Origin of the sequence: Pseudomonas mosselii (assembly GCF_003205295.1) — a bacterium.
In the GTDB taxonomy this organism is placed as follows: Bacteria; Pseudomonadota; Gammaproteobacteria; order Pseudomonadales; family Pseudomonadaceae; genus Aquipseudomonas; species Aquipseudomonas mosselii_B.
The window spans coordinates 1-14,521 of sequence record NZ_QJRP01000060.1 but is presented as its reverse complement, the minus strand read 5'-3'; the positions used below and the strand labels follow the sequence as shown (position 1 = coordinate 14,521).

Sequence of the window (14,521 nt, the reverse complement as noted above, 5' to 3'; positions counted from 1 at the left end):
TTGCTGGACCTTGCTCATGATCGACGAGACCACCGGGCACACCGTGGTGCAACTGGTGTAGATGAAGCCCATGACCACCAGATGGTCCCCCACCAGGTCTTTCTCCAGGCGTACCGGCATGCCGTCCTGGTCCAGCAGTGCCACGTCGGCGAAGCGCACGCTGGCCTTCTCCTGGCGTGCGACCGGGGGTTGCGCGGGCTGGCCGCCGTGATCGTGGCCGGCATGGGCCAGGGCCAGGTTGCTGGCCAGCAGCAGGCTCAGGCCCAGCAGTTTACCGCCATGCAGACGAGTCATCGCACACTCCTGGCTTCCCCTTGGGAAGCGCTGGGCTTTGCTGCGGCCGGCAGGACGCGCAGGCTGGTGTAGTTGTCTTCGGTGAAGGCGCGCCCGAGGCTGGGCGACTGCACGTGCAGGTACCAGGCGCCGGCCTCGGCCAGCTCCAGCGGTGCCTGGTAGAGCCCGTCGCCCATCTCGACCAGCGTCACGTTGCGTGGCAGCGACGAAGGCGCCAGGAAGTAGCGCAGGCTCAGGTCATCGAGCCCCTGGCGCGGCTTGCCGTCCTCGCCGAGGATGCGTACCTGGGCCATGTAGGGCACGTGCTGCAGCAATGGCCGGGCGGTGCCGATGAACTCGGCATGGGCCCGCTTGCGCAGGCTCGACTGCGGCAGCGCCGCGACCTCGGTGCTGAAGCAGTGGATGATCTGCGGCTGGTTGAGCAGGAAGGCCACGTCGAAGGTGCCGGCCGCCGGCAGCTTGACCGTCGAGCCATACACCCCCGGCGCCACCTCGCGCAGGCTGCGGTCGATGACCAGCGCGGCGCGGGCCTGGTGGCCGCGGTTGTTGTAGCCCGACATCGGCGCGTTCATGCCCTCGGCGTAGAAGTAGGTGGTGTTGTCCACCGGGTTGACCACGAACACCGAGTTGTCGTCGCGGGAGATGTTCACCCCCTGGGCCAGCGGCAGGTCGCCGGCCTGGCGCGGCGCCGCCGGCCCGGCCTCGAAGCCCTGGACGATCGGCGTGCGCCCCTGCCCCAGGCTTGCCAGGTTGATCATGCTCACCTTCGGCGAGGCCAGGCCACGCACGTAGGCGTAAGCCTTGGTGAAGGTCAGCTGGTAAGGCTCGGCGGCCACCGGGATGCGGTGGATCAGCTGATCGGTACTGGCGTCGATCACCAGCGCCTGGTTCTCCAGTGTGTTGAGCACCACGCCGTAGCGGCCATCGTGGCTGAAGCGCATCGGCCCCAGGCCCTGCTCGGCCTTGACCGTGTGGCGCAGGCTGTGGCTGCGCGCGTCGATCACCCGCACCGTGCCCTCCTGGCCATCGACCACATACACCGCCTGCGACAACGGCGAGTAGGCCACCGACAGCGGATGCGGGCCGACTTCGAGGGTCTTCACCAGGCGCATCTGGGCGGTGTCGATGACGCTCAGGGTGCCGCCGTCGCGGTTGCTGACGAAGGCGAAGCGCGAATCGGCGCTGAAGGCGATCTCGTGGTGGCCGGAGCCGGTGACGAACGACTTGAGCGTGGTCCGGCTGGGCACATCGATCACCGTCACCCCGCCCTTGGCCGGATCATGGCTGTTGTTGCCCACCCACAGCAGGCGCTGGTCCGGTTGCAGCGCCACCCGCAGCGGCTGCTCGCCGGCCTCCAGGGTAGCCACGCGGGTGAAGGTCTCGGTGTCGATCAGCGCCACCTGGTTGCGTTCGGGCATGGACACGAACACCTGCTTGTCATCGCCGGTGGCCACCCAGTCCATGGGCCGTCCTGGCAGGTCGATGCGCGCCAGGGTGCTGGTGACCCCACCTACCGACACGGTCGGGTCGATCACGGTGAGGCTGGCGTCCTTGTTCAGCACCAGCAGGAAGTAGCTGTTCAGATCGAGCAAAGGACGAGCGCCGATGCTGCTCTTGAGGAACAGCGCCACCCGCGCCTTGCAGCTGCTGTCGCGGTCGCCCAACGGTGCCGACTGCGCGGGATCGAGCCAGGCGCCCGGGGCCATGCCCGACAGCGGCTGGCCACTGCTCTGGTCGCTGACCTTGAAGCGGATATTGGCAAAGTCGCCCTCGCGCAGTTCGCCGCCGCTGAGGGGGCGCGCCTCGAACTCCACGGTCACGCCGTCGCGGCTGAGGGTGTGCAGGGCCTGGGGATCGGCGGCCTCCTGCAGCAGTTCGCGGGGGTCGCACCAGAGCTTTTCGTAGGCAACGCCGAGGCCGATCAGCGCCGTGCCCAGCAGAAGGCCCAGGTAGGCTGGGCGTAGCTTGCGGTTCATGCCTTTGCTCCGCTGGCGGGGATGGACGCGCACGGGGCGGCGCCTTCGAGCGGGATGACCATGCTGCACCTCCACGGGGCTCTAGGGTTCTGGGGAGGGTGGAAGCAAGCGCTATGCCATCAATTAAATCGTTCTTAATCAATTAGTTGCGTAAACAACCGGAGGGTGTTGGGGAGGCGGCCCCAAAGACGGGGGACGCTTTGCGCCCCCTTTCAGGCCTAATGCGCCATGCCCCAGTTCGGCATCGTCCATCAACGCCTTGGCCAGGGCACTGAGATAGTGAGCGGCCCAGACCATGCGTGGGTCGCTTTCCATCACTGCGACCAAGGTCAGGTGGCGCACGCAGTCCATCAATTCCGAGGACTGTTCGCGGGCGTGCTGGCAAGGGATGCCGGGCTCGATGCAGAACAGGGGCTGGGTGTTGTTTTCGCCTTGATAAAAACGGGTCTTGCCGGCGGTGGTATGGGGATCTTCCGGCGTCATGGGGATCTCCTTGAAAAGGTCTTCACCTGGGCCGGCCTTATCGCGGGGCAAGCCCGCTCCCACGTGAATTCAAAGCGTGGGAGCGGGCTTGCGGGAATGACCGCGTCAGGGCGGCCAGGGGCCTGTCTTTCGACCGCGTGTAGGCGACCAGGTGTAAGGCGAGAGCCTTGTAACGCCTATGAGACCGAGCGCCGCGCGGGCGGCGCTCGATCTCACAGGCACTGCATCCCTGTCGCCAGGCACCCGGTGGCCTCCCTCATTCCCAAGCCAGGCCCCCAGCCTCCCTCACTGCGCCGGCGCCACCGCCGGCGGCGCCTCGTTGGTCACCCGCAGGATCCCCCACAGCCCCGAGGCATTGCCGTACGCCGCGTAGTCGCGGAACAGATAATCCCCCGGCACCGCGTTGGCGCCGCCTGCGCTGGGCAGCATGAAGCTGAAGTGCGCCGCCGGCAGCACGCTCTCCTGGGCGCCCACGTACATCGCCATCGGGTTGTAGCCAAAACGTACCGAGCCGATACCTGGCAGGCCCATGGGGTAGCCCTGCACATCGCTCTTCTCGGCCTGGTAGTTGTGCAGCGGCCACAGGTGCCCGTCGAGCTGGTAGGTAATGCCGCGGCTGCCGCCGCTGGGCATCAGCACATGGCTGCGCGCAGGCTGGCCCGGCTTGGCCCAGAGCACCGGGGTCTGCGGGTCGCCGCCGACCAGGGCGTTGCTGTAGGCCATGTGGGCGTTGGGCACGTCGGCGAAGCCGAAGCCGTCGGCATGGCCGAACGGCGCGTCCGGCGCCAGGCCGAAGCGCAGCCACAACGGTTCGGTCTTGTAGTTCATGGCCATGTTGCCGTTGTCCTTCGGATCACCGGGCACGCCGTTGCCCTCGGTGGCGATGCCCTCCACCGGCCGGCCATCGGACCAGCGCATGTTCAGCGAGCGCTGCCACACGGTGACGAAGTCGCGGTAGTCGGGCTGGCCGCTGACCTTCACCGTGGCCTGGGCGCGGCTGGCGTTGTCCTCGGTCCAGGTCGCGCTCTGCGGCAACACGCTCATTGCGCCCACCAGGCCCTTCTGCGGCTGCTTGATGACATCCGCCGGGGTCAGGTTGAGGCCACCAAACTCGATGGCCGTGGTGTTGATGTTGTCCACCGTGCGGCCCAATTGCAGTACCGGCTTGCCTTCGCGCTCCAGGTGCCCGGCGTAGTACTGGTACACCCGGCTCGGGTAGGCGCCGCTGCTACCGACGCGCGGCGGCACGGTCTGTACCGGGTTGAGGCCAACGTTGACACCGTCCGACTTGGTAATGTCGTAGGCCAGCAGTTGCGCATGCAGGCCGACGTGGCTGGACGGGCGCATCAGGTTGTTGTTGAACGCCGTGGAGCCCTCGCCGCCAGCCCGGTCGCGCTTGACCACGTTCTGCATCACCGCGGTGCTGGGCAGGTCCGGCATCATCAGCGGCAGGCGGTTCTCCAGGGTGATGCTGATGCAGTCACCGGCATTGGCCCGCAGCACCAGGGGCTCGACCGGCACGCCGGCCTTGAGCTTGCCGGTGCTGGTATCGAGGTCGGCCTTGCGCACATAGAGCACGGCAGTCGGGTCGTGCAATGGCGAGCTGTGGCCGCCGACGGTGAAGGTCGCGCCGTCCTCTTCGTCGGTGACCGTGGCCAGCGGGATGTCGACCTTGCGGCTGTTGAACACCAGGGTGCCGCCATTGGCCTTGAGCGCACCGCCCACGTGCTGGCCAATACCGGCCGGGTCGCTGATGCTGACCCCGTGACGGTTCTCGAGGATGTCGTTGGCCAGGGCCGCGACGATCTCGTAGCTGCGCTTGACCGTCGGCCGGGTGCCGATGCCATTGGCGTTGGCCGTGGTTTTCGGGCAGATGCCGTCGAAGTTTACAGTGTTGCGCATGGCCACCGGTTGAGGGTTGTTCGGCAGGGTGAACAGGTCGGCGCGCTGGGCGGTGTAGTTGCGCATGATGCCCCAGATGCCGTTCCAGTAGCCTTCCAGAGCCGCGTCCATGGAGTACAGGTAATCGCCATTGGTGGCGGCGGAGCTGGAGATCATCGACACCGGCGCCATGAAGCCCATCTGCTCGGAGATGCCGATCATCTGCGACGACTTCCATCCTGAGTTGGAGCTGTTGCCGAAGCCCGAGCCGTTCTGCAGCCACTTCACGCCGTGCAGGGTGACGTTGTGCTCCTCCTCATGGCCGCCGGCATGCATGCGCAGGCGCACGTTGTCGCCGGAGTAGGTACGCAGCAGCGGCGTGAACGGGTCGCCCGGCTCGGTGCCCTTGTTGATATGGGGCGGGAACAACGTGGTGCCGCCGGTGGGGCCGGTGGCCTGGGTGATCGCCGAAGGCGCCAGGTTCATCGCCGGGATGGCGCGGTCGGTGCGGCTCTGCATGGCGTAGGCCAGGTCGCCGCCCAGGCCGTCGGCCTGCATGCCACGCTTGCCGTCGGGGCCGACCTTGTTGGGGTCGAACACGCGCAGGGCCAGCGGCTCGTTGCGGTAGTTGACGACGAACATGCCGGGATCATCCACCGAGATCGCCTGCGGGCACGGCCGGGTCGGACAGCCTGGGCTCAGGCCGCCACGGGACTCCACCACCGATTCGAGCAGCGTCGAGGCTTTCTGCCGCACCGGCGGGTTGATGGCGTAGCGGAAGCTGTCGGCGGTGGCTGGATAGGCTTGGCCATCGGGTATGCCGTTGGGGCCGGCGCCCACATACACGCCGGCCTCGTAGGCGTGCTGGAAGTCGCTGTACTCGAGGAAGAACTCGCGATAGCTGTCGTTCTTGCCGTCGCCGTCGTGGTCGCCAGTCTGGATCACCGCCTGCCACGAGGTCGGACCGCCATCCTGGCGGGTGGCCGGGTTGTACAACTGCTCGCCGGTCTCGGCGTGGTACCAGGTGGAACCGGCGGGCTCGGCCAGCACGGTCGCGTACAGCCCCAGTTGCTGGTGGGTCGATGGGCCAAGGTGGTCATGGGTGAAGATGGTGCCCAGGCCACGGTCGACGTTGTGCACGTTCACCAGGGGGTCGGCGAACCAACGTTGCATGGCGCTGCGCGCGCCGAGCCAGTCGGCCCGGCCGAAGCGCCCGAAGTACGGATGCTGCTTGGCTTTCGGGCAGGCGGCCGTGCCGTCGCGGGTATCACCCTCGGTGCAGTTGTTGAAACTGCGGATGGCATGCACGCGCTCGACCACGCTGCCGGGCGAGAGGATGCCGTCCTCGTAGTTCCAGCCGTTGGCCGAGCCGTCGGCGGCGGTCAGGTCCCACTTGGGCAGGTGGATATGCTGGCCGATCACGTCGGTCGGGGTGCGTACCTGGTAGTCGTCCATCTCGTAGAACGACGGGATCAGGTTGGTGTGCACGTACTGGGTGCAGTCGAAGGTGTTCATGCGCATCACCAAAGGCTCTGGCGGGCGCTGCTTGGTGATCACCGGCCAGGCGTCTTCCCACAGGGCGAGGATGCGCGCCTGCGGGAAGTGGTAGCCGACCTTGTTGTACACCGCGTCGAACTGGATGTTGGCCGCCTTGTAGATGCGCGGCCGGTCGGCGGTGAAGGTGGACGAACCGCGGAAACTCATGCCGGTGAGGTTTTCGCCGCTGAAGAACTCGCCGACACCCGAGGACTGGGTCAGGCGCTTGCCGCGGTCGTCCATGCACGGCTCATAGTACGGCGCGCCCGCCGTGGGCAAGGCGCCGTTGGTGCGGAAGGCCTTGGCCACCGGCGCGCTGCCAGGGATCAGGGCAAAGCTTGGATGCTCGGCCTTGGCGTGGAACTGCATGGCCGCCTGTTCGACCTCGGTACCCTCTTCGGGCAGGTAGATCGGCTTGGCCTTGTGCACCACCTTGGAGAAATCCAGCTTGGTAGTGGTGGTCACGGCATCGCCACCAGCAGACACACCGTCGAGGGTGTGCCGGCCCAGGCCACCGTCCCAGCCGTCGACCTGGTTGGGGTCGAGGTTGGCCCACAGCGCCTTGCCGCTGTCCTTGAGCTGCCGCGCCAGGGCCGGGTCGAGCATGTCCAGCGGCGGGGTCGGCGGACGCTGGCCGACGCTGCTTTCCATGCCGCCGATCCAGAACGGGTAGCCGGGATTCTTCAGGCTGCCGTCGGCGTTGCGATTGGTCTCGCTGCGGTCGACCAGGGCCAGGGAGCCGACAGCACGCGGTGTGGCTGGCGCGTCCGGATGGTCGTCACCCTCCTCCTCTTCGTCTTCATCTTCTTCATGCCCAGCGACCAGGGTCTCGGACAGCTTGGGTACCACGGTGACCTTGCCCGGCATAGGTGCCATGGCCTTGCCCGGCAGCGGCACGATGGCCGGGATCGGCGTGCCGGCAATGATCTCGCCGTCCGGCAGCGCCCGGGCGCCCTGGGCCGGCTTGCCATTGCGCAGGGCGAACGGCGTGCTGTGGAAACCGTTCGCGCCCTCGCCGCTGACTTCCAGGCGGGTACCCGGCTCGAACACGTCGTGCACCCGCCACATGGCCCACATGCCCTGGGCGAAGTGCGGGTAGAAGTGACAGTGATAGATGGCGTCGCCCGCCACCCGGTTGCGGTTGCCCGAGCCGCCGTTGGCGATCTCGTAGGTGTAGCCCACCCCCGGGCCGATGCCCTGGGCGTCGATGTAGTCGGAGTTGTCGTCGTTGGGGTTAAACAGCCACTGGTGCCCGTGCAGGTGGAAGATGTGCTGCTCGTGGCCGTTGTGGGTATTGCGGAACTTGGTGAAGTCGCCGATGTAGCTGTGGTGCACGTTGGCGGGCTCGGCCGGGTACAGGGCCATGGTCGCCTTGACCCCGGTGGCGCTGGCCGGCGGCGTCTGGCCCGGGCGGATGTTCTCCAACCCGACGTTGGCCGGGATATCCACCAAGGTGCCGATATCGCCCACGGTGTGGGCGCTGAGGAAGAACTCCTCGTAGGCGCACGACAGGCAGTCATGCATCGGTCCCACGCCCAGGCGATTGGCCACCACCTCGGCGCCCATGCCACCGGAGCCGTAGTTGATCATGAACGAATCGCGGGTTGGCTCGAGTACATGGCCCATGACCGGGTCCGCCCAGTACGCGGGGAACGCCTGGGTCGCGGCCACCTCGTCGGCGAACTGCGAGGCGAAATCGCGGAAGGCTTCCAGTCGGTTGGGCAGCGCCGGGTTGCGCTTGCCAACGCTTTCCAGCGGATAGGTGCTGGCCGGGAAACTGCCATCGGGGTTGGGGCCCATGACGATGGCGTCAGTCTCGCTGCTGAGGATCTCGTTGCCATCGAGCATGGCGATGATCGGCTTGCCGGCCTTGCCCTCGGCAATCCACGGCTCGGCGTTGGGGTAACGGGCCTGGTAGTCGATTACCGGCTGGCCGGTGGCGGTGCGCCCCGTGGTGGCCAGGCGCATCTCTTCCTCGGTCAGGGTATTGCGGTAGGTACGCCCGGCCTTGGGCACCACCACCACCTGGCCGAACAGGCCGTTGGCGACGTTGCCGGCACCGCCCTGGCCGCCGAAGGTGGCGCCCTGGCTGGTGACGGCGAACGCGCCTTCGCGCTCGGCGTACAGGGTATAGCTGCGGGTGCCGCCCGGGGCGACCAGGAAGTTGCCGTTGCGCCCGGTGTTGGCGGCGATGTCAGCGATGCTGTTGACCGCCTGCAGGCCGTTGACCTGGAAGCCGACATGACGGTCGGTGACCTGTTCGTCGGCAACGAAGTGTTCGCCGCCTTCGTTCTCGACCTCGGCGCCCTCTTCTTCCTCGCCTTCGACTTCGGTTTCGTCGTGGTCGATGCCGTGCTTGTTGGGGTTGGCCTGGTAGGCCAGCAGGTTGGTCAGGTTGACCGTCAGGCAGTCACCGGCAGCCACCCGCAGCACGATCGGCCGCGGACGCTTGTCCGGGCGCAGGGTGACCTTGCCCGGTACTGCGGCGCCACCCTTGCTCAAGGGCACCCGGTGCTCGTCCACCACATCGTGGCGCAGGGCGTACATCATGCCATTGGCGTTCTGCGCACCGAGACGGTTGAACATCAGTGGCTGGTCCAGCGCCACCACGTTGGCCACCAGCGTGCGCTGGCACTGCACCGCAGCCTCGCCGGAGACCTGCCAGCCCAGCAGGGCCAGCAGGAAGGTGGACAGGACCGGGCCTTTGCGAGGGGTCGACATGGGGCACCTCCGGGGACACAGGGATACTGCGGGGAGGTGAGCAAGGCTTGTGCCATGAATTTAGTTGTTGTTAATCAACTGCTTGTGAGATGGAGAAAGGCTGAACTGGGCGCGTTCACCCTTAATTGGGGGCTTTGCCGGAACAGCGTGGGAGCAACTGTCTTACTGAGATTTCTCAACCGGCGTGATCTCTGTAGGAGCGGCCTTGTGTCGCGAAAGGGCCGCAAAGCGGCCCCGGCGTTCTTTGCAACAACACTGAAACCCCGGGGCTGCTGCGCAGCCCTTTCGCGACACAAGGCCGCTCCTACAGGTTGGCGTAGTACTTGTGTGCCGCTCCCACGTTATCGGATCAATAGCATTTAGTGATTGAACACGCGCGCAAAGGTGCAGTAAGCTCGGTCCCAATCACTGGAGAGCAACATGTCGAAACAAACCCGCAACCACGCCAACCACACCGGTCGCTCCGCGCACCGCGTGCTGGCCGTTGCCGGTCGTAACGCCGTTGCCAGCTTTTATTTTGGGTATTGGTTTAGCCACTAGGCGCCGATCACCCATCCGGCGCCCACCTTCGAGGGGCCGCCGAACATGAGAATACTCAAACCCCCGGTCGGCTCCCCGACCGGGGGTTTTGCTTTTCCGGACCCACGAAACATACCGATTACCTTGAGGACAGCGTCATGAACTACACCACCTACTACCGCACCTATGCATGGCGATTTAGCCAGTTCCGTTCGGGCCAGCCTGCCGCCTCCGTTCGGTCGATTTCCGGTGGCAATGCCGCACAGACACCCCATTTGACGATCAGTCGAACACCTCGATAGGGCCGACGACGCGGGCCAGAACCCGCCGTCCGCCCAGGGAAAAAACGCCATGCAAGCCTCGAACCTCGCCCTGCCCCTGACCCAGCCGCACGCTGCCAACACCACCGTCAGCCAGCGCCTGCCCAGCCCGCACCTGCTCAAGCAGCAGATGCCGCTGTCCAGCGAACTCACCCAGCAAGTCCACGCTCACCGCCAAGCGATCCGCGCCATCCTCGAAGGTCGCGACGAACGCCTGCTGGTGGTGGTCGGCCCGTGCTCGATCCATGACCCGCGCTCGGCCCTCGAATACGCCGACCGCCTGGCCGCACTCAGCCGTGACGTCGACGACAAGCTGCTGCTGGTGATGCGCGCCTACGTGGAAAAACCGCGCACCACCGTGGGCTGGAAAGGCCTGGCCTACGATCCGCACCTTGATGGCAGCGACGACATGCACGCCGGCATCGCCCTGTCCCGCGGGCTTATGCTGGGCATGCTCGAACGCGGCCTGCCGATCGCCACCGAGCTGCTGCAGCCGATGGCCGCCGGCTACTTCGACGACCTGCTGGGCTGGGCCGCCATCGGCGCGCGCACCACCGAGTCGCAGATCCACCGCGAGATGGTCAGCGGCCTGGAGCTGCCGGTCGGCTTCAAGAACGGCACCGATGGTGGTATCGGCATCGCCTGCGACGCCATGCGCAGCGCGGCCCACCCGCACCGTCACTTCGGCATGGACACGCAGGGGTATCCGGCGATCATCGAGACCCTGGGTAACCCCGACACCCACCTGGTGCTGCGCGGCGGGCACAAGGGCCCGAACTACGACGCCCAGAGCGTCGCCCTGGCCCGCCAAGGCCTGGCCAAGGCAGGTCTGGCGCCACGGATCATGGTCGACTGCAGCCACGCCAACAGCGGCAAGGACCCGGCCCGCCAGCCGGCGGTGTTCGAGGACGTGCTGGCCCAGCGCCTGGCCGGCGACCGTTCGCTGGTCGGGGTGATGCTCGAAGGTCACCTGTTCGATGGTTGCCAGGCCTTGGGCAAAGGGGCGCTGAAGTACGGCGTGTCGATCACCGACGGCTGCCTGGGCTGGGAGGCGACCGAGGTCCTGCTGCGCGAGGCTGCCGCACGCCTGTAGGCCTCTATGGCAAGCCTTGCGAGACACGGCACGAACAAGTGCGCTAGGCTTGTCTTTTTGACCCAAGGAGCAGTACCCATGGCCCGAGCCACCGCCCGCCACATCCTGGTTGCCACCGAAGACAAGTGCAACGAACTGAAGAAGCAAATCGAAGGCGGCGCCGACTTCGCCGAAGTCGCCAAGGCCAACTCCACCTGCCCGTCCAGCCGCCAGGGCGGCGACCTCGGCTCGTTCGGCCCGGGCCAGATGGTCAAGGAATTCGACACCGTGGTCTTCAGCGCGCCGCTGAATGTCGTCCAGGGTCCGGTGAAGACCCAGTTCGGCTACCACCTGCTGGAAGTGACCAGCCGTCAGGACTGATACACCGTTGTTCGCCAAGAACAACACCTCCCCTGTAGGAGCGGGCTTGCCCCGCGATTGCGACCGCCCAGGCAGCCTCGATGGCCCTTATGGCGCAATCGCGGGGCAAGCCCGCTCCTACAGAGGCTTGCGAGTATTGCAGGCATGTTGCCTGGGCTTGGCGCTTTGCTTGCCATTGGCAACCCACGCCGCCCCCACCCACGCCCTCACCGTCTACGCCGAAGCCCCGCGCTACCCCGCGAACTTCCGCCATTTCGACTATGTAAACCCCGACGCCCCCAAGGGCGGCAGCCTGCGCCGCTCGGCCATCGAGATCGGCAATTTCGACCATATCCTGCCCTACATCGACAAAGGTATCGGCGTCAGCCAGGTCGATGGCTGGCTGTACGCGCCCCTGGCGGTGCGCTCGCTCGATGAGCCCTACACTGTCTACGGCCTGATCGCCCAGCGCATGGAGCGCGGCCCCGACGATGCCTGGCTGCGCTTCTACCTCGACCCCCGCGCCACCTTCGCCGACGGCAAGCCGGTACGGGCCGAGGACGTACGCTTCAGTTACGAGTTGCTGATGAACCAGGGCAGCCTCAAGTTTCGCACCCAGTTCGCCGATGTCGCCGCGGTGGCGGTCGAAGGCCCGCGCCAGGTGCGCTTCGACTTCAAGCAACCCCATGGCCGTACCCTGGCCCTTGAACTGGCCGGCCTGCCGGTGCTGCCCGAACACGACTGGCAGCAACGCGACTTCGCCAACGGTGCCGGTTTCGACAAACCGGTGGGCAGCGGCCCATACCGCATCGGCAGGATCGACAACGGCCGCAGCATCACCTTCGAGCGCGATGCGAGCTGGTGGGCCCGGGACCTGCCGGTCACCCGCGGGCTGTACAACTTTGCGCGTATCGGCGTCGAATTCTTCGGCGATACCGAAGTGGCCCGACAAGTGCTCAAGGGCGGAGGCTACGACTACAACCGCGAATACTCTGCCACCGCCTACACCCTCGGCTACAACGGCGCGCCACTGGATGACGGGCGCCTGCAGCGCGCCCACCTGGCTCCGGCCAAGCCGCAGATCGCCCAGGGTTTCGTGTTCAACCTGGACCAGCCGCAGTTCAAGGATCGCCGTGTGCGTCAGGCCCTGGGCATGCTCTGGGACTTCGAGTGGAGCAACCGGCAGATGATGCGCAATATGTACATCCGCCAGCAGAGCCTGTACGCCAATACCCCCCTGGCCGCCCGCGCCCTGCCCGACGCCGGGGAACTCAAGCTGCTCGAGCCGCTGCGCGGGCAGGTGCCGGACGAAGTGTTCAGCCTGGTGTTCAACGCACCGGTCAGCGACGGTTCCGGCATCATCCGCCAACAGCAACTGCAGGCGCTGGCCTTGCTGCAGGACGCCGGCTGGCATCCCCTGGGCGATCGGCTGGTCAACGCCCACGGCCAGCCGCTGAGCTTCACCTTCCTCAACGGCCAGTCGGGGATGGAGCGCCTGCTGCTGCCGTGGAAGCGCAACCTGGCGCAGATCGGCGTCGAGCTGAACATTCGCAACGTCGACTCCGCCCAGTACGTCAACCGCGTCATGGCCCGCGACTACGACATGATCGTCACCGGCTACCCGGTAACCCTGTCGCCGGGCAGCGAGCAGTACAACTATTTCGGCTCCGCCGCGGCCAATGATCCGGGCTCGAACAACCTGATGGTGCTCAAGGACCCGGCGGTGGACCGCCTGCTCGACGGCCTGGTGCGCGCCACTAGCCAGGCCGACATGCTGCGCCACGCCCGCGCCCTGGACCGTGTGCTGCAGTGGAGCTACTACTGGATCCCCAACTACTACCCGCCGGGTAGCTCGACGGTGTGGTGGAACCGCTTTGGCCTGCCCAAGGTGCAGGCGACCTATGACGAAGGCCTGGACACCTGGTGGGAAATCAGCCCCCGGGCGCTGACCAACCCGCAAATGGCCGAGCGCCTGCGGAGCGCGCCATGACCACCTACATCCTGCGCCGCCTGCTGCTGATCATCCCCACACTGCTGGCGATCCTGCTGGTGAACTTCGCCATCGTCCAGGCCGCGCCCGGCGGGCCGGTGGAACAGGCCGTGGCGCGCCTGCAGGGCATCGGCGGCGGCGCCCCGGGCGCCCGGGTCGAGGCGGTGCAGGGCGAGTCCCGCGCCACCCGTGGCCTGGACCCCAAGCTGATCGAGGAAATCAAGCGCCAGTACGGTTTCGACAAGTCCGCCCCCGAACGGCTGTGGCTGATGCTCGGCCAGTACGCACGGCTGGACTTTGGCCAGAGCTTCTTCCGCGGCGCCACGGTCACCGAGCTGATCGTGCAGAAGCTGCCGGTGACCCTGTCACTGGGCTTCTGGGCCACGCTGATCACCTACCTGGTGTCGATCCCGCTGGGCATCCGCAAGGCGGTGCGCCATGGCAGCCGCTTCGACGCCTGGAGCAGCGCGCTGATCGTGATCGGCTACGCCCTGCCTTCGTTCCTGTTCGCCCTGCTGCTGATCGTGCTGTTCGCCGGCGGCACCTCGCTCAACTGGTTCCCGGTGCGCGGCCTGGTCTCCGACGATTTCGACCAGCTCAGCCTGCTGGGCAAGGTCGCCGACTACTTCTGGCACCTGGTGCTGCCGGTCGGCGCCCTGGTGATCGGCGGCTTCGCCACCCTGACCCTGCTGACCAAGAACGCCTTCCTCGACGAGATCGCCCGCCAGTACGTGGTCACCGCCCGCGCCAAGGGCCTGAGCGAACGGCGCGTGTTGTACGGCCATGTGCTGCGCAACGCCCTGCTGCTGGTGGTGGCCGGCCTGCCCCAGGCACTGATCACGGTGTTCTTCGCAGGCTCCCTGCTGATCGAGGTGATCTTCTCCCTCGACGGCCTGGGGCGCATGAGCTACGAGGCGGCGGTGTCGCGGGACTACCCGGTGGTGTTCGGCACGTTGTTCATCTTCACCCTGGCCGGGCTGTTGATCCGCCTGCTGGGCGACCTGTGCTACACGGTGCTCGACCCGCGCATCGACTTCGACGCGAGGGGCCGCTGATGCTCTCGCCCATCGCCCGGCGCCGTCTGCGGCGTTTTCGCGACAATCGCCGCGGCTGGATCTCGCTTTGGCTGTTCGCCGGGCTTTTGCTGCTGAGCCTGGGCGCAGAGCTGGTGGCCAATGACAAGCCCTTGCTGCTGGGCTACCAGGGTGAGCTGTACACCCCGGCGCTCAAGCGCTACACCGAGCAGCAGTTCGGCGGGCAGCTGCCGTTCCAGCCCGACTACCGCAGCCAGTACGTGCGCCAACTGATCGAGGGCCAGGGCGGCTGGATGCTGTTCGCGCCGATCCCGTTCAGCGCCGATACCCCCAAC

At 66.7% G+C, this 14,521-nt stretch carries 8 protein-coding genes and 2 pseudogenes; 6 read left to right on the top strand and 4 right to left on the bottom strand.

Annotated features, from left to right (window positions below; all coding sequences use genetic code 11):
* From DMX06_RS25720 to mnxG, 4 genes and pseudogenes are all read right to left on the bottom strand, one after another.
* Positions 1 to 294 (bottom strand): SCO family protein (locus DMX06_RS25720; RefSeq protein ID WP_181427903.1); only part of this gene is annotated, 294 nt, incomplete at its 3' end.
* Positions 291 to 2,270 carry a cytochrome D1 domain-containing protein gene (locus DMX06_RS25715; RefSeq protein ID WP_110739943.1) on the bottom strand — a complete coding sequence of 660 codons (1,980 nt, stop codon included), beginning with the start codon at positions 2,268 to 2,270 and terminating at the stop codon, positions 291 to 293. The genes DMX06_RS25720 and DMX06_RS25715, both read right to left, overlap by 4 nt.
* Before the next feature lie 231 nt (positions 2,271 to 2,501).
* Positions 2,502 to 2,753 (bottom strand): annotated as a pseudogene (locus tag DMX06_RS25710) (DUF3077 domain-containing protein); the annotation flags it as partial.
* Between the two features lie 285 nt (positions 2,754 to 3,038).
* A complete protein-coding gene (gene mnxG, locus DMX06_RS25705) occupies positions 3,039 to 8,891 on the bottom strand; it encodes a manganese-oxidizing multicopper oxidase MnxG (RefSeq protein ID WP_110739942.1) in 5,853 nt (1,950 codons plus the stop codon).
* 677 nt (positions 8,892 to 9,568) lie between these two features.
* Between mnxG and DMX06_RS26420 the strand changes: the two genes are divergently transcribed.
* From DMX06_RS26420 to DMX06_RS25675, 6 genes and pseudogenes are all read left to right on the top strand, one after another.
* Complete coding sequence (locus DMX06_RS26420; RefSeq protein ID WP_181427902.1) at positions 9,569 to 9,712, top strand: hypothetical protein; 144 nt, start codon at positions 9,569 to 9,571, stop codon at positions 9,710 to 9,712.
* 49 nt (positions 9,713 to 9,761) lie between these two features.
* A complete protein-coding gene (locus tag DMX06_RS25695; protein WP_110739940.1) occupies positions 9,762 to 10,823 on the top strand; it encodes a 3-deoxy-7-phosphoheptulonate synthase in 1,062 nt (353 codons plus the stop codon).
* Positions 10,824 to 10,901: 78 nt separating this feature from the next.
* The gene (locus DMX06_RS25690; RefSeq protein WP_110739939.1) at positions 10,902 to 11,183 is read left to right on the top strand and encodes a peptidylprolyl isomerase; all 282 of its coding nucleotides are present in this window, start codon (positions 10,902 to 10,904) and stop codon (positions 11,181 to 11,183) included.
* Positions 11,184 to 11,352: 169 nt separating this feature from the next.
* The gene (locus DMX06_RS25685; RefSeq protein WP_258378922.1) at positions 11,353 to 13,152 is read left to right on the top strand and encodes an extracellular solute-binding protein; all 1,800 of its coding nucleotides are present in this window, start codon (positions 11,353 to 11,355) and stop codon (positions 13,150 to 13,152) included.
* On the top strand, positions 13,149 to 14,207 hold the full coding sequence (locus DMX06_RS25680) for a microcin C ABC transporter permease YejB (protein WP_110739937.1): 1,059 nt from the start codon (positions 13,149 to 13,151) through the stop codon (positions 14,205 to 14,207). The genes DMX06_RS25685 and DMX06_RS25680 overlap by 4 nt, the downstream gene beginning before the upstream one ends.
* Positions 14,207 to 14,521 (top strand): annotated as a pseudogene (locus DMX06_RS25675) (ABC transporter permease); the annotation flags it as partial. The gene DMX06_RS25680 and the pseudogene DMX06_RS25675, both read left to right, overlap by 1 nt.